Below are 14,535 nucleotides of genomic sequence, written 5' to 3'. Positions count from 1 at the left end.
AGAGCGGTCTGGGTCGGGCCGGGTTTCTTCAGCATACCCGAATGAATCAAAAACCCCCGGCTCGCGCCAGGGGTTTGTCAGCGGTCTGAGCCCGCCGTCCGGCGGGCATTTTCATTTCGGGCTCGGTCACGTGGCCGAGCCGTGTTTCGGGTCAGGAGCGCGCCGACGCCCAGATCACGATGTCCCGCAGGACGGTGTCGGAGGCCGCATCGAGGGCTGCGGTCACGCCCGCCCCGTTCATCGCCGAGACCGGAACCCGGGCGGAGAAGACCTGGGCCGCCACGATATGGCCGGAGGCCGTCGCGATGACCTTCACCGAAAGCGACACGACGGCATCGGGCGCGCCGGCCGCGATTTGAACGCCGAAGGTGCGGATGTCGACATTGAGCTGATAATCGGCGGCGACGCCGTCATTCGGCCGGGCGACGCGCCGGATCTTGCTGCCGTTCTCGAACGCCTCGATCAGGCGCGCCTGGAGCAAGGCGGGCAGCCGGTCGCTCCATTGAGCTTCCGGCAGATAGGTGACCTGCCCCGGTGCCGGTTCGACGAGAATCTGCTGGGTGTCGAGCGCCGCGAGGGCCGTCGGGGTCACGACGACGAGCTGGCCGCCGCCGCCGCGCGCGGAAAACGCCGTCGGCGCGGACAGGTCGAAGGTTGGGACGGGGGCGGTGCCGCAGCCCGCCAGCAGCAGGCAAAGGCCCGCAACGCCCACACGCAGGCTCGGACGCAAGGGGTTCAGGCGGCGCACGTCTTTATTCCTCAGCTCCCGCACCACGATTCTCACCGCCTATATTCGGGTACAGAACTCCCGCCGAACAGGAATTGACGCGGATTGCGTTCGAAATTCCTGAATGTGCGGTCGATTTCCGACAAGGTGCGCCGCCCGTCGGACGCCAGAGCTTCGAACTGACGCATGCCGGGGCCGGTGAATTTCTTCACCTCCTGCGTCAATTCGGCGGTGCGGGTGTCGAGATTGTCCGCGAGTTTGCGCACCGAGGCGGCCGCCTCGGTCGCCTGGGCCACGAGCCCGTTTGGATCGTTGGTGGCCTTCTGCACGTCGCCGAGCACGGCATCCGCCTTGGTCGCGAGCTGCTGAAGCTGCCCGGCGATTTCGTTGGCACGCGCGATCATGGTGGAGACGTCGGCGGAACGGTCGGATATCGCCTTGCTGAAGGTTTCCACATTGGCGACGATCTGCTGCACCTTCTCCGGGTCGATCGCATCGAGAATGCCGGTAACGCGCCCGGCCACGTCCTGAACGGTCGAAATCAAGCCCGCCATGCCCGTCCCGCCATCAGCCTCGATTCGCGGTATGCCGTTCGGCCCCGGCGGGATCGGCTTGGCGTCGGAGGCGCCGCCGCGCAGGCTGACCGCCACGATGCCGGTCAGTCCCTGGGATTCCAGTCCGGCTTTCGCGTCCGACAGGATCGGCACGTTCCCGTCGACGCCGATCCGCACCAGGACATCGCTGGGACGGCCCGGCAGAAGGCCGAGGCTGGTCACCTGCCCGACCGGAATGCCGTTGAACGTCACCGCATTGCCTTGTCGCAGCCCGCTGACGGTGCCCTTGTAGACGATCTCGTAGGGCTTGCGGTCCTCGGACGCGAGAGGCCGCATGAACCAGTAGATGAAGCCGAACGCCGCCACCAGAACCAGCAGCGTGAAGGACCCGATCAGGGTGTAATTGGCGCGCGTTTCCATGGGCCGTCCTCGCTCACCGTTCGGACCGGACCGCGCGGGCCCGGGCTCCATGGAAATAGGCGCGCAGCCAGGGATGGGTCGAAGCCATCATGGTCTCGATCGGACCCTGCGCGATCACCTTCCCGTCCGCCAAAGCGGCGATTCGGTCGCAGACCGTGTGAAGGCTGTCGAGATCGTGCGTTACCATGAAAACGGTCAGCCCCAAAGTTTGCTGCAGCGTGCGGATGAGTTCGTCGAAATCTCCCGCCCCGATCGGGTCGAGGCCGGAGGTCGGCTCATCGAGAAACAGGATTTCCGGATCGAGCGCGAGCGCGCGGGCCAGCGAGGCCCGCTTGATCATGCCGCCCGACAATTCGGACGGCAATTTCTCACCCGCCTCGCATTTCAGTCCCACCATCTCGATCTTCGCATAGGCGATATCGTCCATAAGCTTCTGGGACAGCTTTAAGTTCTCTCGCAGCGGAAATTGAATGTTCTGCTTGACCGTGAGCGAGGAGAAAAGCGCCCCCTGCTGGAACAGCACGCCCCAGCGGCGCTCGACCGCGGAACGCTGCGCCTCGTTGAGCGTGTCGAGATCCTGCCCGAACACCTCCACCGTCCCGGACCGCTTCGGGACGAGGCCCAGGATGGTCCGCGTGAGCACCGATTTGCCGCCACCGGACGTGCCGACGAAGCCGAGAATCTCGCCGCGCAGAATGTCCAGGCTGAGATGGTCGAGGATCACGCGGTCGCCGAACCCGACGACAAGGTCGCGCACGCTGATCAGCGGCTCGCCGACGCCCGCCTCTTCGTTGCCCTGCTCCATCGTCTCGCCGTTCGCCATCCCGCCTCACATGTCGATGGATGCGAAGAACATGGCGAACACGCCGTCCATCACGATGACCAGGAAAATCGCTTTCACCACCGAGGCGGTGGTGTGATACCCGAGCGATTCCGCGCTGCCGCCCACCCGCAGCCCCTCCATGCAGGCCACGATGCCGATCACCCCGGCCATGAAGGGAGCCTTGATGATGCCGACCAGGAAATGGTCGATCGAGATCGCATCCTTCAACCGGTCCATGAACACGCCCGGCGCGATGCCGCCATAGAGCCAGGCCAGCAGGCCGCCGCCGATCAGGGCCGACATCGAGCCGATGAAGGTGAGCAGCGGCAACGCGATGATCAGAGCGTAGATGCGCGGAATGACGAGGATCTCGACCGGATCGAAGCCCATCACGCGCAAAGCGTCGACCTCCTCGCGCATGCGCATCGATCCCAATTCGGCAGTATAGGCGCTGCCCGAGCGGCCGGCGATCATGATCGAGACGATCAGGACGCCGAGTTCGCGCAGCACCAGAACCCCGACCATGTCCACGACATAGATCTCGGCACCGAACCGCCGGAAATGGAAAATGCCCTGCTGCGCCAGGATGCAGCCGATCAGAAACGTGATCAGGATGATGATCGGCACCGCGCGCAGGCCGACGCGGTCGATCTGATTCACCATCGAAGTGAAGCGGAACGTCCGGGGCCGCGTCGCCATGCGCAGGCTGGCCGCGACCGTCGCGCCGACGAAATTCAACAAGGCCGTCGAATCCCGGCCGATGGCGACCACATTGTGGCCGAGCCGCTCGACCATCGCCTCCCGATGGCGCGCCGGAGGCTGCGGGTCGTGGCCGGTGCGACTCATTTCCTGGAGGAGCACGCCGTAGCGCCGCTTGAGGCCGACCACACGCGGCTCGACCCCGTCCTGCGTCCAGGCGCGCCGCAGCCGCTCGAGCAGAAGGGCGCCGAACGTGTCCATGCGTTCGACGTCGGCCAGGTCGATGCGAGCGGCGGAGGGTCGGGGATGCGCGCGGGCGGCCGAGGCGACAGCCTCTTCGAGCACGTCGGCATGCTCGGAGGTCCAGAAGCCGTGCCCCACCGCCGTCACTTCATCGCCGGATCGGCTGATATCGAGAAGCGAGGCTGAGGCCACGTGCCACTCCGGTTCGCGCCCCCGCATGCAGGCGGGTCGTCTTCTTGGTCATACCCGGCCCACCGAACGAGGTCGAGAGTGGAAAAACGGTCGGATGGCGTGCACGCCTCTGCCCAATTCCGTCCTTTTGTCACATGCTTATCCGATGAGATCACTTCACGTGCGCATCGAACGCTTTCCCATTGCCGGAAGCTTCACGATTTCCCGGGGATCGAAGACCGAGGCCGTTGTCGTGATCGCGGAAGTGCGGGACGGCGCGATCTCCGGCCGCGGCGAATGCGTGCCCTATCCCCGGTACGGCGAGACCCCCGAGGCGGTCGCCGGTGCGCTCACGGAGATGGCCGAGGAGGTCGCGCAAGGGCTCGACCGGGACGGGCTGCAGCGCCGGCTGCCGGCCGGCGCCGCCCGCAATGCGCTCGATTGCGCCTTCTGGGACTTCGAGGCGAAGGCCTCCGGCATCCCGGCCTTCCGCAGTGCTGGCCTCGCAACGCTGCGGCCGCTGGATACGGCCTACACTTTGAGCCTCGACACCCCGGACGCGATGGCGGCGGCGGCGCGCCGATGCGGGCGCCCGCTTCTCAAGTTGAAACTGGGTGCGCCGGGCGATGCGCTGCGTCTCGCCGCAGTCCGGGCGGCGGCGCCCGCGGCGCGGCTGATCGTCGATGCCAACGAGGGTTGGGAGCCGGAGACCGTCGCCGCCCATTTCGCGGCGTGCCGGGAGGCCGGCGTCGAGCTGATCGAGCAGCCTCTGCCGGCCGGAGCCGACGCCGTTCTGGAGCAAATCGCGCGACCGGTGCCGGTCTGCGCGGACGAGAGTGTCCACGACAGGGCCAGCCTTGCGGGCCTCGTGGGAAAATACGATGCCGTCAATGTAAAGCTCGACAAGACCGGCGGCCTGACCGAGGCGCTGCTGATGGCGCAGGCGGCGCGCACGATGGGGTTCGACCTCATGGTCGGCTGCATGCTCGCGACTTCCCTTGCAATGGCGCCCGCGATGCTGGTGGCGCAGATGGCGCAGGTGGTGGATCTCGACGGCCCGCTGCTGCTGACCCGCGACCGCGATCATGGGCTTCGCTACGACGGGGCACGGGTGTCTCCGCCGGAGCCCGCTTTGTGGGGCTGAAGCGCGCCCGCCACCAGTGCCAAAGCCGCCCCGCTCACGCCGAGGGCGGCCGAAACCAGGAATGCGTCCCGCCCGATCGCAACCCACAACACGCCGGATAAGAGGCTCGCCCCCGACATTGCAAGGCTGACGGTCCAGCCGGCGAGCGACTGGGCGCTGGCGGCGCGGTGCTCCGGAGCGAAGCGGGCAACCAGCTCGACCGTTCCGAGATAGGTGGCGCCGAACGTCGCGCCGTGCAGGATCTGGATCGGCAGAAGCAGCCAGAATGGCGGGTCGAAGCTTAAAGCGGTGAATCGGAGCGCCGCAGCCACGCCGCCGCAGGCGAGCAACGCCAGCGGTCCGAAGCGCCGGACGATGCGGGTGCCGGAGCGAAACAACAGGATCTCCGCGATCACGCCGATCGCCCAGAGTAGCCCGATCGCGGTCAGCGAGAGGCCGGCCTCGGCCCAATGCACCGAGGCGAAGGCGTAAAGGGTCGCGTGGCTGGACTGGATCAGCGCCGCCCCGATTATGCCGAGGACCAAAACCATCCGGGCGCGGGGAAGATCGAGCCGCGCGGCGGCGCGTGCCGGCGGGCGCGGCAGCTCCGGGAGGACCAGCATGGCGCACAGAAAGGCGCTCTGGCCCGCGACCATCAGCACCACGACGAGGTCGGCCCCGGCCTCGGAAATGGCGAAGCCGCCGGCCAGATTGGCGAGGACGAAGCTCGCGGACCCCCACAGGCGGCTGCGGCCATAATCCACCCGTCCCGCCCGCGCCTGCCGTGTGGAATAGGCGTCGAGCAGCGCGAAGCTGGGATTCCAGGCCATGGCCGCAAGGCCGAGAACCACATAGACCGCCATCGGGCTTCGACAGAAAGCCAGGGCCGCCATCAACGTCGCGGTCGAAAGGGCGAGGCAGGCGAGCAGCGCCTTCGGGCGTCCCCAATGATCGGACAGAAGCCCCAGCAGCGGCGTCGCCAGGAGGCGCGTCAGGAGTGGCACCGCCAGTGCCGCGCCGATCTCCTGCGGCGAGAATCCCCGCTCTCCCAGCCAAAGCGGGAAGAAAGGCATATAGATGCCGAGCGAGAAGAACAGGGTCGCATAGGCGCCGCCGAGCGCGATGCGCACCCGGGCGTGCGGCAGGGCGCCGGCCGGCTCGCTGGGCAGCCCGCTCATGGCACGAGGGTCACGCCGAGAGACAGGCCTCGAACGTGGCGGGATCCACGTTGCCGCCGGAAAGGACGATGGCGACGACCTTGCCCTCGGCGTCGAGCCGGCCGTTCAGGAGGGCAGCCAGCGCCACCGCCCCGCCCGGCTCGACCACGAGCTTCAGTTCGCGGAAAGCGAAGCCGACCGCCTTCGCCACTTCGTCATCGGTTGCGACCACCCCCTCGCCGGCCAGCCGCCGGGTCACCTCGAAGGTGATGAGGCCGGGGGTCGGGGCGAGCAGCGCATCGCAGAAGGAGCCGACCACCAAATCGTTGCGTTCGCGCGTGCCGGAGCGGAACGAGCGGGCGTGATCGTCGAAGCCGGCCGGCTCAGCGGCCACGATGCGGGCATGCGGCGCCCGAGCTTTGACGGCCAATGCGATGCCGCTCAACAGGCCGCCACCCGACACGTTTGCGCTCACCACGTCCGGCAGGAGCCCCAGCGCCGCGAGATCCTCGGCGATTTCGAGCCCGACCGTGCCCTGCCCGGCAATGATGTGAGGATCGTCATAGGGCGGGACGAAGATCGCGCCGCGCTCGGCCGCAATGCGGCTCGCGATGGCATCGCGGTCGTCCTTGGCGCGGTCGTATTCCACCACTTCGGCGCCCAGATCCAGCGTCCGCTGACGCTTCATTGCGGGGGCGTCGGTGGGCATGACGATGACCGCAGGCATGCCGAGCAGCTTCGCAGCCGCCGCGACGCCCTGGGCATGATTGCCCGAGGAGCAGGCGACGACGCCGGCCGCCCGAAGCTCCTGGGGGATCTGAACCAGGCGATTATAGGCGCCGCGGAACTTGAACGAGCCGGTCCGCTGGAGCGTCTCCGGCTTCAGGAACACCCGTGCGCCGGTGACGGCGTCGAGCACGGGGGAGGTGAGCAGCGGGGTGCGCACGGCGGTGCCGCGGAGCCGTTCGGCTGCCGCGTCGATGTCCGCCGCGGTCGGGGGGGAAAGATACGAGGTCATGCAGGTGCCGCCGAACGGGTGCGCCGCAACAGGCGGAAGCGGCGTGCAACCGGCCCGAAATCGTGCGCGATGAGGACATTGTCGACGAATTGACGGGCGCATTCGCGCCAGCTGTGCCGAAGCGCAAACTCGCGCGCGTCGTGCGGCGACAGGTCCAGCGCCTTCAGGCAGGCGGTCCGCAAATCCTCATCCAGGATTCCGACCTTGCCTTCGGCTCCCTCCAGAACGTCCTTCGGACCCGTCACCGGATAGGCCGCCACGGGCAGCCCGCTCGCCAGCGCTTCGAGAAGGACGATCCCGAACGTGTCGGTGCGGCTCGGAAAGACGAACACGTCGCTGCCGGCATAGACCTCGGCGAGCGCCTCGCCTTCCTTCGCACCATGGAAATGGGCCTCGGGGAAGCGCTCCTTCAGGGTCGTGAGCGCGGGCCCCGCCCCGACGACGACTTTGGAACCGGGCAAATCGAGGCTGAGAAACGCCTCGATATTCTTCTCCACCGCCACACGGCCGACGAACAGGAAGATCGGGCGCGGAAGGCCGAGATCGACCTCCGGGCGCGGGCGGAACAGGTCCGCATCGACGCCGCGCGACCATCGCATCAGGCGCTTGAAGCCGCGCTGGTCGAGTTCCCGCTCCAAGGTCGCGGTCGAGACCATTACGCCGCCGCCGGCATTATGGAAGCTGCGGAGCCAAGCATAGGTCAGCCGCTCGGGAACCGGAGCGCGGGCGGAGAGATATTCGGGGAATTTCGTATGATAGCTGGTCGTGAAGGTGCGCTTGGAGGCGATGCAGGCGCGCCGCACCAGCATACCGATCGGCCCCTCCGTCGCCACATGCACGAAATCCGGCTGCATCGCCTCGATGCGGCGCATGATCATGCGCGGCGTCGCAAGCGAGAGCCGGATTTCCTGATAGGTCGGAAGCGGGACGGTGCGAAATTCCTGCGGGGTGAGGAATTCCATCTCTGCGCCGAGATGGGCGGCTTCCCTTGCGGTATGCTCGAGCGAGCGCACCACACCATTGATCTGAGGATGCCACGCGTCGGTGGCGACAAGGATGCGCATCAGGCAGCCGCGCGGGCGGTCTCCACATCGAGGGGGGCCGTGGACAGTTTGGGCTGCCTCAGGGTCCAGCAGATGATCTCCATGCGCCCGTCGTGATGCTCCGCCACCGCCGTGCAGCTCTCCACCCAGTCGCCGCAATTGATATAGCGCACGCCGAACTGGTCGTGAATCATTGCGTGGTGGATATGCCCACAAATTACGCCGTCGACCTTGTGGCGCTTCGCCTCGTCGGCGACCGCCTCCTCGAACTTGCCGATATAATTGACCGCGTTCTTCACCTTCAATTTCGCCCACTGGCTCAGCGACCAATAGGTCAAGCCGAGCTTGCGGCGGACGAAATTCACATAGGTGTTGATGCCGAGGGCCAGCGTATAGGCGCCGTCGCCGAGGAAGGCGAGCCATTTGGCATGGCGCACGACGAGATCGAACACGTCGCCGTGGATGACGAGGTATTTCTTGCCGTCCGCCGCCTCATGGATGGCCGTCTCGACCACTTCGATGCCGCCGAAATGGGTGCCGTAATAGTCGCGCAGGAACTCGTCGTGGTTGCCGGGCAGATAAACCATCCGGGTGCCCTTGCGCCCCTTGCGGAGCAGCTTCTGGACCACGTCATTGTGCTGCTGGGGCCAATACCACGAACTGCGCAGCCGCCATCCGTCGACGATGTCGCCGACCAGATAGAGCGTGTCGGATTCGTGGTACTTCAGAAAGTCGAGGAGCAGCTCGGCTTGGCAGCCCTTCGTACCGAGATGCACGTCCGAGATGAACAAGGCGCGGAACCGGCGGGTTTCGGGAATGTCGGTCACGTCCGTCCCTCGTGCGAAGCATGCTTTCCGGGAACATTCTGGCGGAATTAGCCGGAGTCGTGTATCCCTTTTATGACGCAGGCGCGAAGTGATCGTTCTCCCGCGCTCTGGTCCAAATGTTGCTAGTCGTCGGCGTCTGCCACGAAAGTAGCACGAATCGCTTCAAGTCTTTGCGATTGCGACTTGTCCTTTAGGCTGCGCAGCGCCGCCCAATTGTTCGCCGCGACAACGATGTGGAAGCGCGGCAGGTGAGCCGAGCCTACCTTAGCCCCGGAATAAACGCCAAATGCGAATCGCCGACATGCGCCGGCGAGGGGATGCGCGGCGCCTGGTGTGCCATTGACCAAAGCGCTGCGCCGCGCGAGCCTGCCGCCAGGCGGGCCGCTCGTGCCTGCTGCTCAGCACATATCAGGGAGTTGTCCAATGAAACTGGTCCGCTTCGGCGCCCAGGGCCAGGAAAAGCCGGGCCTAATCGATTCAGACGGCGTCATCCGGGACCTATCGGGCATCGTGCACGACATTGCCGGCGATGTCCTCACCCCCGAAGGCCTCGCGCGGATCCGCGCCGCGAACCCGGCCGACCTGCCCGCCGCGCCGGAATCGGTGCGGCTCGGCGCCTGCGTGGCACGGCCCGGCAATTTCGTCGCCGTCGGCCTCAATTTCGCGGACCATGCCGCCGAAACCAACAATCCCATCCCCTCGGAGCCGGTCCTGTTCAACAAGGCGCCGAATTGCGTGGTGGGGCCGAACGACGACGTGATGATTCCCCGCGGCTCGACCAAGCTCGACTGGGAAGTCGAACTGCTGATCGTCATCGGCGCCCGCGCCCGCTATGTCGACGAGGCCGACGCGCTGAAGCATGTCGCCGGCTATGCGATCTGCAACGACGTCTCGGAACGCAATTTCCAGATCGAGCGCGGCGGACAATGGACCAAGGGCAAGGGCAATGAGACCTTTGGCCCGATCGGCCCCTATCTCCTGACCGCCGACGAAATGCCCGATACCTCCAACCTCGCCATGTGGCTCGAAGTGAATGGCGAGAAGGTCCAGAACGGATCGACCAAGACCATGATCTTCGGGGTCGCCCATCTGGTCTCCTATATCAGCCAGTTCATGGTGCTCGATCCGGGCGACCTGATCACCACCGGCACGCCGCCGGGTGTCGGCCTCGGCATGAAACCACCGCGCTATCTGAAGGCCGGAGACGTCATGCGCGTCGGCATCGAGGGGCTGGGCGTGCAGACCCAGACGGTCGTGCCGTTCAAGCTGTAGGACCGGCGTCCGGAAATGAAAACGGGCGGTGCCGCAAGGCCCGCCCGTCCGTCATGCGGCCACATGCCGTGGCGCTCACCGTGAACCCCAATCCCTCAGCGGGCCGGAGCGGGCCGAGCGGGAGCGGCCGGTGCCGCCGCGGGGGTCGCACCGGCGGCGGGCTGACCGGCAGCGGCGCCCTGCTCTTCCATCTTCTTCTGCGCCAGCTTCTGCAATTCCTCGGCGAGCTTCTGACGCTCGGCCGCGACCACGTTCGGGTCGGACGGCGCGCCGTCATAGGCCTTGGCGAAATCCTTCGCCGGCAGCTGGAAATTGAGCGTACGTCCGCCCATCTGCAGCGCCTGGATGGTGATGGTCTGCACCTTCTTGAGCTTGGTTACGAAATCGGCGTTCACGTCGAGGCTGGCGAAGCAGCCGTTCGGGAAGCAGATCTCATATTTCAGCGAAAGCGGCGGCTGCTGGTCGAGAATGACGCGGGTGCCGGGCTGGACCAGCATGCCGATCGGCACCGAGACGATGAACTTCTTGTTCGGATCGTCCTTCATCTCGCGGATGCCGGCCGAAGCAAGCGGCTGGCCGGTCTCGGCGGTGAAGTCGATCGTCGTCATGCAAATCTGCTTGCCGGCGGCCTGGTCCGTTCCGCAGACTTTGGTCCAGGGCGTGTGGATTCCCGGAACCGCCACAGACGGCGGGGCACCCTGCGCCTGCTGCTGCGCGGCGGGGGCGGCTTGAGCCGCCGGAGCGGCCGGGGCCGGCTTGGCGGGCGGCTTTGCCTGGCCTTGCGCCTGCGCCAAGGCAGGGGCGGCGAAACCGAGCGCGAGAAGGACGGCGGTCACGCTGCCGGCGCGGCGCAAAGGAGTGGCGTGTGTCATTCCGGAACTATCCCCGTGATGCGATATGCCAGGCCCGGCAGGAAGACGCGACGGCGAGCCCGGTCCCCTCTTAACGCTGGCTCTCTCTGTGTCAAATGAGGCGATAAGGTGACGCCAGCCCCCCTTCGCCGACGTGATACATTGACGGCAAATGCGGCTTGGGCGCGACAGCGTGACCGCTGCGGTGCGGAGAAGCGATGATCTGGGGTCGAACGGGGTATGCGGGGCTGATCTGCGCCGTCCTTCTTGGCTCGGCGGCGACAGGACGTGCAGACACGCCGCGGCACGCGATTGCGATGCACGGCCAGCCCGCCCTCCCCGACACCTTCACGCATTTTCCGTATGTCGATCCGGCTGCGCTCAAGGGCGGACGGCTGACGCTTTCCCTCACCGGCACGTTCGACAGCCTAAATCCCTTTATCATCAAGGGTTCGGCGACCGGCTTCGTCCGCGGCACCCTGATCGAAAGCCTGATGGTGCGCAGCTATGACGAGCCGTTTACTCTGTATGGTCTGCTCGCCCGCACCGTCGAGACGGATCCCGACCGCTCCTATGTCGAATTCCGGCTCGATCCCCGCGCCCGGTTCTCCGACGGCACCGCCGTCACCGCGCAGGACGTGCTGTTTTCCTGGGATCTGCTGCGCGAGAAAGGGCGGCCGAACCACCGACTTTATTACGGCAAGGTGGCGCGCGCCGAAGCGACGGGCCCGCTCACCGTGCGCTTCACGTTCGCGGCGCCGGACCGCGAAATGCCGCTCATCATGGGCCTCCTGCCGGTTTTGGCCCGCCATGCGACCGACCGCGCCACGTTTGATTCGACCAGCCTGGCACCTTTGCTGGGCTCGGGTCCCTATGTCGTGCGCACGGTGGATGCGGGCGCGAGCGTGACGCTGGTCCGCAATCCCGATTATTGGGGGGCGGCGGTCCCGGCCATGGCCGGACTCTATAATTTCGCCGAGCTGCGTTTCGACTATTATCGCGACGCCACGACCGAATTCGAAGCGTTCAAGCGCGGGCTGGTCGATGCCCGGTTCGAGACCGATCCCGCGCGGTGGCAGTCCGGCTACGATTTCGCCGCGGTCCGAAGCGGCGACGTGATCCGGGAGACGATCCCGACCCGTCTACCGAGACCGCATTACGCCCTGGTCTTCAACACGCGGCGCCCGCTGTTCGCCGATGTCCGGGTGCGCCGGGCGATCCGCACTCTGTTCGATTTCGACTGGATCAACCGAAATCTCTTTCATGGCCTCTATGCGCGCACGGGCGGCTTCTTCGACGGATCCGACCTCTCGGCGCTCGGCCGACCGGCCTCGCCGCGCGAGCGCGCGCTCCTCGCGCCGTTCGCAGCGGAGGTGCGGCCGGATGTGATGGCGGGAACCTATGCGCCGCCGAAGAGCGACGGGTCCGGTCGTGATCGCGGCAGCCTCAGGACAGCGCTCGATCTGTTGGCCGCCGCCGGCTGGCGTCTGCAGGAGGGGCGGCTGGTGAACGCGCAGGGCGATGCCTTCGCCTTCGAAATCATGGTGACCACGCGCGAGCAGGAGCGACTCTGCCTTGCTTTTGCGAGCCAACTCGCCCGCGCCGGAATCGCGGCACAGGTGCGCATGGTCGATCCGGTCCAGTTCGACGCCCGCCGCAGCACCTATGCGTTCGACATGGTGCCCTTCACCTGGGTGCAGTCGCTCTCGCCGGGCACCGAGCAGGCGTTTTATTTCGGATCCGATTCCGCCCTGGTGCCGGGGACGCGCAATTATATGGGCATGCGCAGTCCCGCGGCCGACGCGCTGATCGCCCGCCTGTCCGGGGTGCGGGATCAGGACGATCTGGAGGAATCGGCGCGCGCGCTCGACCGCGTCCTGATCTCGGGGGCCTATGACGTCCCCTTGTTTCATCCGCCCGGCCAATGGCTGGCCCGGTGGCGCGTGATCGCCCGGCCGACGACGCCTTCGCTCTACGGAACCTTGCCGGAGACCTGGTGGCGAATCCCAGACTGAGGCACAGCCGGCTGCGGCCCGCTGACCTGCCTACCCGGCGCCGACCGGGCTCCGGCGGTCCAGGTGCGCCAGCACCTTTTCCAGCTCCAGGGGCCGGCAGAACAGAAAACCCTGGGCGAGGCGGATGCCGAGGCGACGCAAATGTTCGCGCTGCCCTTCCGTTTCGACCCCCTCCGCAATCACCGTCATGCCGAGTTCCTGCGCGAGGCGGACGATGACATCGATGACGTGCGGCTCGTAGCCGTGCCGGTCGAACTGCTGGGTGAAGGACTTGTCGACCTTGATGACGTCGACCCGGATATTGTCGAGGCAATTGAGATTGGAGAAACCGACGCCGAAATCGTCCAGCGCGAACAGGGCGCCGTGCGCGCGCAGGCGCTTGACGACCTCTTGCACCACCGGCAGCCCATAATCGACCACCTCGCGCTCCGTCAGCTCGAACATCACGCGAGCGAGCGCATTGGGCGCCCCGCCGAAGGCGGAAATCGCGGCATCCGCCAGCCGGCTGTCACCGAGCTGGCTCGGGGGCACGTTGATCCCGACATAAAGCGTATCGTCGAGCGCGCGCAGCTGCGCGAGGTCCGCCGCCGCGCGGGTCATCACCCAGGATGTGGTGTCGTGGATCAGCGGGCTCTTTTCGATCCAGGGAATGAAGGCCGAGGGCTGCAACAGGCCGAGCTGGCCGTGGTGCCACCGCAGGAGCGCCTCGACGCCCACCCAGGTCCCGGTTTCGACTTCGACCGTGGGGAGATAGAGCAGCCGGAATTCCCCGCGCTTGAGGGCGCTGCGCACCTGGCCGTCGATCGAGAACCGGCGGCGCATCATGCTCACCGGACCGAGCCAGAACGCGCCCCCGAGGGCCATGAAGAGGGCGACATGGAGCGGCACACGCTTGGCCCAGATCCGCGCCAGAACATGTTCCGGCACGGAGACCCCGATCGCGAGCGGCCAGGCTTCTGAGGCCTGCACCACGTGGGCCTGCGGATTCCACCACTGTTGGGCCGGAAACGCGATGGTGCCATCCGTCACCGCGCCCACGTCTTTCAGACCGGCCGCGATGAGTGCTTCCAGCCGCGCATCCCCCAGCGAGAGCACGAACGGCGTCAGCAGGCACATCACATCGACATAGGCGATCGCCGTCATCCCGTTCGACAATTGGGCCTTGACCGGAATCACAGCCCCTTCCGATTTGGAGGCGGGGCAGGATTTGGCCGCTGTCGGCCCTTCAACCGGCGGCTTCCATGTGCAGACCGTCCGCACTCCGTCCCGCACCTCGATGCCGTCGACGGAGACGGTGCGCAGCAATTGGCCGACAAGAGTCGAAATCCGACCCTCCCGGCAATCCGACCGCGCCTCTTCGGCGACCGCACGGACGGTCTGCTGGGTGATTTCCAGATTGCGTTCGACCCATGACACAATTCCGTGACTTTGGCTGCGAACGCCCGTGAGGGCGTCGTGGCGGGAGTCTCGGTAATCGACCAGGCAGAACAGCACGAAGAAAAAGCAGATCACGGCGCCGAAGGCGGCGATCAGCTTCGTCTCGGCGCGTTTCGCTGATTGGAACATCGGACCGACTTTCTAGGATGCGCGGC

The 14,535-nt window shown here is 66.5% G+C and carries 13 protein-coding genes; 3 read left to right on the top strand and 10 right to left on the bottom strand.

Features of this window, described 5'->3' with window-relative positions; translation table 11 throughout:
* Positions 1 to 151: 151 nt before the first annotated feature.
* From EDC64_RS22300 to EDC64_RS22285, 4 genes are read right to left on the bottom strand one after another with little or no spacing between them, the layout of a single operon-like run.
* Positions 152 to 748, bottom strand: coding sequence for an ABC-type transport auxiliary lipoprotein family protein (locus tag EDC64_RS22300; RefSeq protein WP_245504841.1), 597 nt, complete (start codon positions 746 to 748; stop codon positions 152 to 154).
* A 32-nt stretch (positions 749 to 780) separates the two neighbouring features.
* Positions 781 to 1,701: an MlaD family protein gene (locus EDC64_RS22295; RefSeq protein ID WP_132035865.1), complete on the bottom strand. Its 921-nt coding sequence runs from the start codon at positions 1,699 to 1,701 to the stop codon at positions 781 to 783.
* A 13-nt stretch (positions 1,702 to 1,714) separates the two neighbouring features.
* Positions 1,715 to 2,524, bottom strand: coding sequence for an ABC transporter ATP-binding protein (locus EDC64_RS22290; RefSeq protein WP_245504840.1), 810 nt, complete (start codon positions 2,522 to 2,524; stop codon positions 1,715 to 1,717).
* Between the two features lie 6 nt (positions 2,525 to 2,530).
* A complete protein-coding gene (locus EDC64_RS22285) occupies positions 2,531 to 3,658 on the bottom strand; it encodes an MlaE family lipid ABC transporter permease subunit (RefSeq protein WP_420808974.1) in 1,128 nt (375 codons plus the stop codon).
* A 145-nt stretch (positions 3,659 to 3,803) separates the two neighbouring features.
* Between EDC64_RS22285 and dgcA the strand changes: the two genes are divergently transcribed.
* Complete coding sequence (gene dgcA / locus EDC64_RS22280) at positions 3,804 to 4,781, top strand: N-acetyl-D-Glu racemase DgcA (RefSeq protein ID WP_132035859.1); 978 nt, start codon at positions 3,804 to 3,806, stop codon at positions 4,779 to 4,781.
* Here the strand turns inward: dgcA and EDC64_RS22275 are convergent.
* Genes EDC64_RS22275 through EDC64_RS22260 form a run of 4 tightly spaced genes read right to left on the bottom strand, consistent with a single transcriptional unit; the run spans position 4,733 to position 8,805 of the window.
* Positions 4,733 to 5,938, bottom strand: a complete 1,206-nt coding sequence (locus EDC64_RS22275; protein ID WP_132035856.1) for an MFS transporter — start codon at positions 5,936 to 5,938, stop codon at positions 4,733 to 4,735. The genes dgcA and EDC64_RS22275 overlap by 49 nt on opposite strands.
* 10 nt (positions 5,939 to 5,948) lie before the next feature.
* Positions 5,949 to 6,935: a threonine/serine dehydratase family protein gene (locus EDC64_RS22270; RefSeq protein WP_132035853.1), complete on the bottom strand. Its 987-nt coding sequence runs from the start codon at positions 6,933 to 6,935 to the stop codon at positions 5,949 to 5,951.
* Positions 6,932 to 7,999 (bottom strand): glycosyltransferase family 4 protein, encoded by a 1,068-nt coding sequence (locus EDC64_RS22265; protein ID WP_132035850.1) that lies wholly within the window; start codon positions 7,997 to 7,999, stop codon positions 6,932 to 6,934. The genes EDC64_RS22270 and EDC64_RS22265 overlap by 4 nt, the downstream gene beginning before the upstream one ends.
* Positions 7,999 to 8,805 (bottom strand): UDP-2,3-diacylglucosamine diphosphatase, encoded by an 807-nt coding sequence (locus EDC64_RS22260; RefSeq protein WP_207916164.1) that lies wholly within the window; start codon positions 8,803 to 8,805, stop codon positions 7,999 to 8,001. The genes EDC64_RS22265 and EDC64_RS22260 overlap by 1 nt, the downstream gene beginning before the upstream one ends.
* Positions 8,806 to 9,228: 423 nt before the next feature.
* Here EDC64_RS22260 and EDC64_RS22255 point away from each other — a divergent pair, with 423 nt between their 5' ends.
* On the top strand, positions 9,229 to 10,077 hold the full coding sequence (locus EDC64_RS22255) for a fumarylacetoacetate hydrolase family protein (RefSeq protein ID WP_132035845.1): 849 nt from the start codon (positions 9,229 to 9,231) through the stop codon (positions 10,075 to 10,077).
* Positions 10,078 to 10,172: 95 nt separating this feature from the next.
* Here the strand turns inward: EDC64_RS22255 and EDC64_RS22250 are convergent, their stop codons facing one another.
* Positions 10,173 to 10,949, bottom strand: coding sequence for an invasion associated locus B family protein (locus tag EDC64_RS22250; protein ID WP_132035842.1), 777 nt, complete (start codon positions 10,947 to 10,949; stop codon positions 10,173 to 10,175).
* A 197-nt stretch (positions 10,950 to 11,146) separates the two neighbouring features.
* Between EDC64_RS22250 and EDC64_RS22245 the strand changes: the two genes are divergently transcribed.
* Positions 11,147 to 12,943: an extracellular solute-binding protein gene (locus EDC64_RS22245; RefSeq protein ID WP_132035839.1), complete on the top strand. Its 1,797-nt coding sequence runs from the start codon at positions 11,147 to 11,149 to the stop codon at positions 12,941 to 12,943.
* A gap of 30 nt (positions 12,944 to 12,973) precedes the next feature.
* On the opposite strand, the gene EDC64_RS22240 is transcribed toward EDC64_RS22245, so the two are convergent.
* A complete protein-coding gene (locus EDC64_RS22240) occupies positions 12,974 to 14,509 on the bottom strand; it encodes an EAL domain-containing protein (protein ID WP_132035837.1) in 1,536 nt (511 codons plus the stop codon).
* Between the last annotated feature and the right edge of the window lie 26 nt (positions 14,510 to 14,535).

The sequence above is a fragment of the Aquabacter spiritensis genome (assembly GCF_004346185.1).
GTDB lineage: Bacteria > Pseudomonadota > Alphaproteobacteria > Rhizobiales > Xanthobacteraceae > Aquabacter > Aquabacter spiritensis.
This window is presented reverse-complemented; position numbering and strand designations above follow the sequence as displayed.